Origin of the sequence: Corallococcus terminator, from assembly GCF_003611635.1 — a bacterium.
Classification (GTDB): Bacteria; Myxococcota; Myxococcia; order Myxococcales; family Myxococcaceae; genus Corallococcus; species Corallococcus terminator.
The window spans coordinates 26,313-32,890 of sequence record NZ_RAVZ01000066.1 but is presented as its reverse complement, the minus strand read 5'-3'; the positions used below and the strand labels follow the sequence as shown (position 1 = coordinate 32,890).

Sequence of the window (6,578 nt, the reverse complement as noted above, 5' to 3'; positions counted from 1 at the left end):
CGCGCGCGCCACGCTGCCCGCGCTGCTGGGCACGCTGCGCGAACTGGAGGCCTCCAGCGACGCAGGCGCGGTGCGGCTGTCCCCGCTGGCGCTGGAGACGCTCCTCGACCTCCAGCAGCGCTTCGTCGCGCACGAGGCCTTCCCGGGCAAGGCCGTCCGGTTGCTGCGCCGGGTGGTGTCGCGGTCCGGCACCGAGGAGAACGGCGTGCGCCGCTTCACGCAGGAGGACGTCACCGCCGCCATGCGCGAGCAGACGGGGCTGCCGGACTTCGTGCTGGGCAGCGAGCCGCCGAAGACGCGCGACACGCTGGAGCGCGAGCTGGCCGCGCAGGTGGCGGGCCAGCCGGAGGCGGTGACCGCGGTGGTGGATGCCATCCTCACGCTCCAGCGCTCGCTGCAACCGCCGGACAAGCCGCTGGCCACCTACCTCTTCGTGGGCCCCACCGGCGTGGGCAAGACGGAGACGGCCAAGGCCCTGGCGCGCACGCTCTTCGGCAGCGAGGGGCGGCTGGTGCGCTTCGACATGTCGGAGTTCGTGTCCGCGTCCAGCATCACGCGGCTGCTGGGCATGCCGGGCGCGCCGGACGGCGAGTTGACGACCGCGCTGCGCACCCAGCCCTTCTGCGTGGTGCTCTTCGACGAGGTGGAGAAGGCCCACCCGCGCATCTTCGATGCCCTGCTCCAGTTCCTGGGCGAAGGGCGGCTGACGGACGGCGCGGGCCGCACGGTGGACGCGCGCCAGGCGGTGGTGGTGCTGACGTCCAACCTGGGCGTGCGCGAGGCCGCGGCCCGCACCGGCTTCCACCGCACGGCGGAGAGCGCGGAGGCGCACTACCTGTCCTCGGTGCGCGCCTTCTTCCGCCCGGAGTTCTTCAACCGGTTGGACCGCGTGGTGCCCTTCCGCCCGCTGACGCCCGCCGCGCTGCGCGTGGTGGTGGAGCACGCGCTGGAGTCGCTGCTGTCGCGCCGGGGCATCCGCCGGGGCAACGTGCTGGTGGAGGTGGAGCCCGCGCTGTTGGACCTGCTCGTGGAGCAGGCCTATGACCCGCGCTACGGCGCCCGTCCCCTCAAGCGCGCGCTGGAGCGGCGCCTCACGGTGCCCCTGGCCCACCACCTGGTGCAGCGCGGCGCCGAGGACCTGGCCCGGGTGGAGCTGTTCCCCCGGGGCGACGACATGGGCCTCTGCGTGGAGCTGCTGTCGCGTGAGAAGGCCTGGGCGCCGCAGCCGGACCCGGCGGCCTGGACGCTTGCGGACGTGTCGCGCGTGCTGGAGGAGACGGCGGCACGGCTGGAAGCGCTCGGCGCTCCCCAGGTGGGCCCGGAGGCGTTGGAGCTGGTGGAGCGGCTGGAGCGCCTGCGCGCGGAGGCGGTGGACATCCGGGAGACCGAGCTTGCGGAGCGCGACTTCCTGGAGACCGAAGAGGCGGTGCCCAAGGAGGTCGAGCGCGCGTACGACTGGCGCCGCAACCCCGGTCGCGGGGGCCTCCGGGCCCGGCCGTCCTATGCCTCCGTGCCCCTGCCGGTGTCCCGAGAGGAGCGGCTGCGTCGCTGCCGCCCTCGCGTGGTGGACCTGTGGGACGAGGTGGAGTGGCTGTCGCATCAGCTCGCCTGCCGCGAGCGCGGTCCGGACACACGGACCCTGCTCATCGAAGGACTGGGCGATGCGTCCGTGTCCGCGCTGGAGTCAGTGGTGCGCACGCTGCCGCAGGCCCTGGGGCGCGTGAGCGTGTACGAAGAGCGCGTCGAGCCGGACGGCCGCATCGCATGGACGACGACATCCGGCGAGCAGCGTCCCGCGGCGGTGCGGGTGCGGCGCATGGCCGTGAGCCTCACGGCCTTCGGCCTCGCGGAGGTGCTGGCGCCGCTGGAGGGCTATGCGCTGGTGGAGTCCCGCCGCGGAGACGGGATGCGCCGGTCGCACGTGCGCCTGGAGTCGCTGGACGGCGTCGCGGGACGGATGGACGACGTGTCCCGGGCGGTGGCCGCGCGGGACGCGGTGCGCGCGACGGAGCGCGAGGCGCGGCGGATGGGGACGGCGCGGGAGCAGGACCGGGGCCGCGCGGTGCTGGAAGGAAGGACGGGCGGCCTCATGCACCTGGCAAGCCAGCGCTCACCGTTCGAGGCGCTCGGATGGGCCGGGTGCGTGCTGCGGCACGCGGCCCGGAAGGAGGGCTGAGCCATGGACAAGAACTTCCACCTCTTCGTGCGCCGCTATCCAGGACTGGGCGTGGCGGCCCACGTGCTGACGCACCCGCATCTGGCCTCGTTCGCGAGCGACCTGAACGCCGCGCGGTTGGACATCGCGGAGGTGCTGGGCCGCCTCCTGCGCCGGGGCGAACTGTCGGACGACGTGACGCACTGGGCGGACCTGCGCCAGCGCCGCATGGCCCTCACCGTGCGCGCCATGCAGCATGGGCGGCTGCTGCCCGTACCGCTGCGCCTGACGGTGGTGACCCATGGCGGGCGGGGCGCGGCCCGGGCCGCGCGCAAGGGCGACGCGGCGAAGGGGCCGCTCAGGGTGTGGGTGCCACGCGTGGGCGTGGAGGGCACGCTGCACGACACGGCGGACCTGGAGTCCTACGTGGAGGAGCTGGTCCGCCACGAGCTGTACCTCGCGCCGCTGGAGCGGCTGCACGGGCTTGCATACCTGGGCGAGGAGTCGGTGGAGACGCTGTCCGTGTCGACGCGCATGAAGCCGACGAAGGCCCGCGCCGAGGAGGAGGGCCCGAAGCAGTCCCGGCGCCCGCCTCCGCCCGCCGGGCTCGCGGAGGCCAGCCGCTGCCTCAACGAGGAGGCGCGCGCGGGCCTCCTGGAGCGCGCGTGGGGGCGCGACGCGGAGGTGGCCCGGCTCGCCGAGACCGTCACCGCGAGCGCCCGCGCCAGCGTGCTGCTGGTGGGCCCGGCCTCCGTGGGCAAGACGGCGCTGGTGCACGAACTGGTGCAGCGCGCGGAAGGCGCGGGGGCCGGCCATCCCCTGCACGGCCTGGAGGTGTACAGCACGTCGGGCGGACGCATCATGGCGGGCATGCGCTACCTGGGGCAGTGGCAGGAGCGCGTGCAGGCCATGGTGGAGGCGCTGCGCGTGCGCCGCGCGGTGCTGCACCTGGACAGCTTGTCGGAGCTGCTCTCGCTGGGCGGCGGTGACACCGGCCTGGACGTGGCGCGCCACCTGCTGCCGTCCCTGGAGGGCGGCGAGGTGACGCTGGTGCTGGAGGCCACCCCGGAGGACGTGGCCCGCGCGGAGCGGACGCACGGGGCCTTCCTGCAGGCGCTGCGGCACTTCTCCGTGGCCCCCCTGGATGCCGGGGCCGCGCGCGACGCGCTCCAGCAGGCCTCGCAGCGGGTGGCCCGCGCGCGCAAGGTGCGCTTCACCGCGGACGCCCTGGAGCGGGCCGCCGAACTGACGGAGCGCTTCGGAGACGGTCCGCCCCCTGGTGGTGCGGTGTCCCTGCTGCGCTCGGCCAGCACCCAGCCCTCCCCCACTGGCGAGGTGGACGCGGCCGGGGTGACGCAGGCCTTCTGCACGCGCACCGGCTATCCGCGCGAGCTGGTGGACACGTCCATGCGCCTGGATCCGGAGGCCCTCCTGCGGCGCTTCCGCGAGCGCATCGTCGGCCAGGACGAGGCCACGCTTCTCTTGCGCAACCTCATCGTCACGCTGAAGACGGGACTGGCGGATCCGTCCCGCCCGCTGGGTGTCTTCCTGCTGTTGGGCCCCACCGGCGTGGGCAAGACGGAGTCCGCGCTGGCGTTGGCGGAGTACCTCTTCGGCGACACGTCCCGGCTGGCCCGCTTCGACATGGCGGAGTACGCGGCGCCGGGCAGCGCGGGGCGACTGGTGGGCGAAGGGGGCGGCCAGCAGGGAGGCCTCGCGCGCCGCGTACGTGAGCAGCCCTTCGGCGTGGTGCTGCTGGACGAGGTGGAGAAGGCGGACGCAGGCGTGCATGACCTCTTGCTCCAGGTCCTGGGCGAGGGACGCCTCACGGACGGCACCGGCCGCACCGTCAGCTTCCGCAACACCGTGGTGCTGCTCACCAGCAACCTGGGCGCGGACAGCGCGGGGCGTTCACTCGGCTTTGGCGGAGGCAGCGTGCGCGACATGGAGCAGCACTACCTGGGCGCCGCCACCGCCTTCTTCCGGCCCGAGCTGCTGAACCGGTTGGATCAGGTGGTGCCCTACCGGTCCCTCACCCCGGACGTCATCCACGCCCTGGCGCGTCGCACGCTGGAGGCAGCCCTGACGCGCGAGGGGCTCGCCCGCCGGGGCGTGAAGGTGTCCTTCGGCGAGGACGTGGTGGAGTACCTGGCGCGCACCGGCTTCGACGCGCGCTACGGCGCCCGGCCCCTGAAGCGCGCGGTGGAGCAGCACGTGGTGACGCGGCTGGCCCAGTGGCTCGCCGGGCACGCCAGCGCCCCTCCAGCGCACGTCATGCTGCGGGTGGGGACGGATGGCGCGGTGGAGCTCGCTTGAGCCATTGCCTTTCAATGGGGGTGTTGCAACCCCAGCTCACTGCATTTTCACACTAATAGCGAAATCCAAGTTTCATCATCACGACTGGCTATACTCCGCTGCTGCCGTTCACACCGGAACCTGCCCGGGATGGGCAGCGGAGGCCTCATGGTGCACTGGCTCAAGCGCACGCACGACAAGGTTCGTTTCCAGCACGCTGCTTCCCTCGGGTGGAAGACCGCCCTGGTGGCAGGACTCACGGCGGGAGCGTTGCTGCTGATGCCAGGGAGCGCCCTGGCGCAGACGGACTCCCCCTGTCCCTTCTCGGGGGTCCTCTGTCTGTTCGAGGGCACGGACTACACCGGCGCGGTCTGGAACGTCCGTGCAATCACTCCCGGCGTGGGCGTCTGCGTCAACCTGGGGGAGCATGGCTGGGAGGACCGGGCGTATTCGGCCATCAACACAGGCAACTATTACGCGTCGCTGTTCCTCAACGCGGACTGTGTCGGCGGCCCCCACCCTGTCGATCCCCACTCGGGGCAGAACTCCCTGTCGTTCCAGCCGAAGAGTGTCTGGGTCTACTGAAGCTGACAACGGAACCAGCCCATGACGGGCGGTGGAGGAGCAGCCATGCACGGACTCAAGCGCACGCACACCGAAGGTCATTCTCCGCGTCGTCAGCTCCCCCGGTCGCGCATCCTCGCCGCGGCCGCGGCCCTGGCGATGACGGCCCTGCTGCCCGCGGGCGTTTCAGCCCAGGACACCGATTCGCCCTGTCCGTTCCCTGGCACCCTCTGCCTCTTCGAGGGTGAGGACTTCACGGGTGAGGTCTTCATGGTCCAGGCCATCGATCCCGTGGCGGGAACGTGCGTGAACCTCCCGGAGCACGGCTGGGAGGGGCGGGCCAACTCGGTCATCAACACGAACGGGTACACCGCATCCCTGTTCTTCAATGAGGACTGCGACGGAGGCCCGCACCCCATCGACGCCCACACCTCGGTCAGCAGCCTGGGCTACCACCCGAAGAGTGTCTGGGTTTACTGACCCGCCGCCTGACTCTGGGTTGTCCGCGGCGGGCCATTCCTTGCCGCCGCGGCTACCGGCGCTCGCTGTCCAGGTGGTGCATCTGCTCCGCCCCGTAGCGGTCGCCAGCGATCGTCACGAGCGACTCCAGGGCCGCCACGTCCTCCTTCGACAGCGGCCGGGCGAGGGCGCCCAGCGCGTCGTCCAGTTGCGCCTCCGTCTTCGCGCCCACCACCGGAACGAAGCCGGGCTGGCGCGCGAACACCCAGGCGATGGCGAGCTGGCCCGGCGTCATCCGCCGCTCCTGGGCGAAGCGCTGGAGGGCGGCCACGCTGTCCTGGTTCTTCTCACCGTTGGCGCCGGCGAAGCGCGGCAGGTAGGCGCGGTAGTCGCCCTGCCCCTTCGGCTTGCTCCCCGTCAGGAGCCCGCGTGAGAGGACGCCGTAGAGCGTCGCGCTGATGCCCAGCTCGTTGAGCGCGGGGAAGATGGCCGCCTCGGGGCCCCGGGTCGACACCGCGTACTCAATCTGCAAATCGACGATGGGGTGCACGCGGTGCGCGCGGCGGAGGGTCTCCACGCCCATCTCGGACAACCCGATGTGGCGCACGTAGCCGGCCTTCACGAGGTCCGCGATGGCGCCGATGGTGTCCTCGATGGGGACGGCGGGATCCAACCGCGCGGGGCGGTAGATGTCGATGACGTCCACCCCCAACCGCTTCAGGCTGTAGGCCGCGAAGGTCTTCACCGCGGCGGGACGCATGTCCATGCCCATCCAGCTTCCGTCCGGCCCGCGAAGCGCACCGAACTTCACCGACAACTGGACGCGCTCGCGCCGGCCCGCGATGGCGCGCCCCACGAGCATCTCGTTGTGCCCCATCCCGTAGAAGTCCCCGGTGTCGAGGAGCGTGACGCCCCGGTCGATGGCGGCGTGGATCGTCCGGATGCTCTCCGCGTCATCCGTCGCGCCGTACATGCCCGACATCCCCATGCACCCCAGCCCGAGCGGGAATACCTCCGGGCCCGTGGAACCCAGCTTCACCGTGCGCTGCGCCTGCTTCGTCTCTTGCGTGGCCATGTGTCGTCCCTTCCGTGTGAGGGGAGATTC

Annotated in this window: 5 protein-coding genes; 4 read left to right on the top strand and 1 reads right to left on the bottom strand. The window is 72.2% G+C overall.

Going from position 1 to position 6,578, the window contains the following annotated elements; translation table 11 throughout:
- From D7V88_RS12450 to D7V88_RS12435, 4 genes are all read left to right on the top strand, one after another.
- Positions 1-2,176 (top strand): AAA family ATPase (locus tag D7V88_RS12450; protein ID WP_147448704.1); only part of this gene is annotated, 2,176 nt, incomplete at its 5' end.
- 3 nt (positions 2,177-2,179) lie between these two features.
- Entirely contained in the window at positions 2,180-4,471 is a 2,292-nt protein-coding gene (locus D7V88_RS12445) for an AAA family ATPase (protein WP_120540857.1), read from the top strand.
- 147 nt (positions 4,472-4,618) lie between these two features.
- Positions 4,619-5,035 (top strand): peptidase inhibitor family I36 protein, encoded by a 417-nt coding sequence (locus D7V88_RS12440; protein WP_158625072.1) that lies wholly within the window; start codon positions 4,619-4,621, stop codon positions 5,033-5,035.
- A gap of 45 nt (positions 5,036-5,080) precedes the next feature.
- Positions 5,081-5,494, top strand: a complete 414-nt coding sequence (locus D7V88_RS12435) for a peptidase inhibitor family I36 protein (RefSeq protein WP_158625071.1) — start codon at positions 5,081-5,083, stop codon at positions 5,492-5,494.
- Positions 5,495-5,546: 52 nt separating this feature from the next.
- Here D7V88_RS12435 and D7V88_RS12430 read toward each other — a convergent pair whose 3' ends face one another.
- Positions 5,547-6,548: an aldo/keto reductase gene (locus tag D7V88_RS12430; protein ID WP_120540854.1), complete on the bottom strand. Its 1,002-nt coding sequence runs from the start codon at positions 6,546-6,548 to the stop codon at positions 5,547-5,549.
- Between the last annotated feature and the right edge of the window lie 30 nt (positions 6,549-6,578).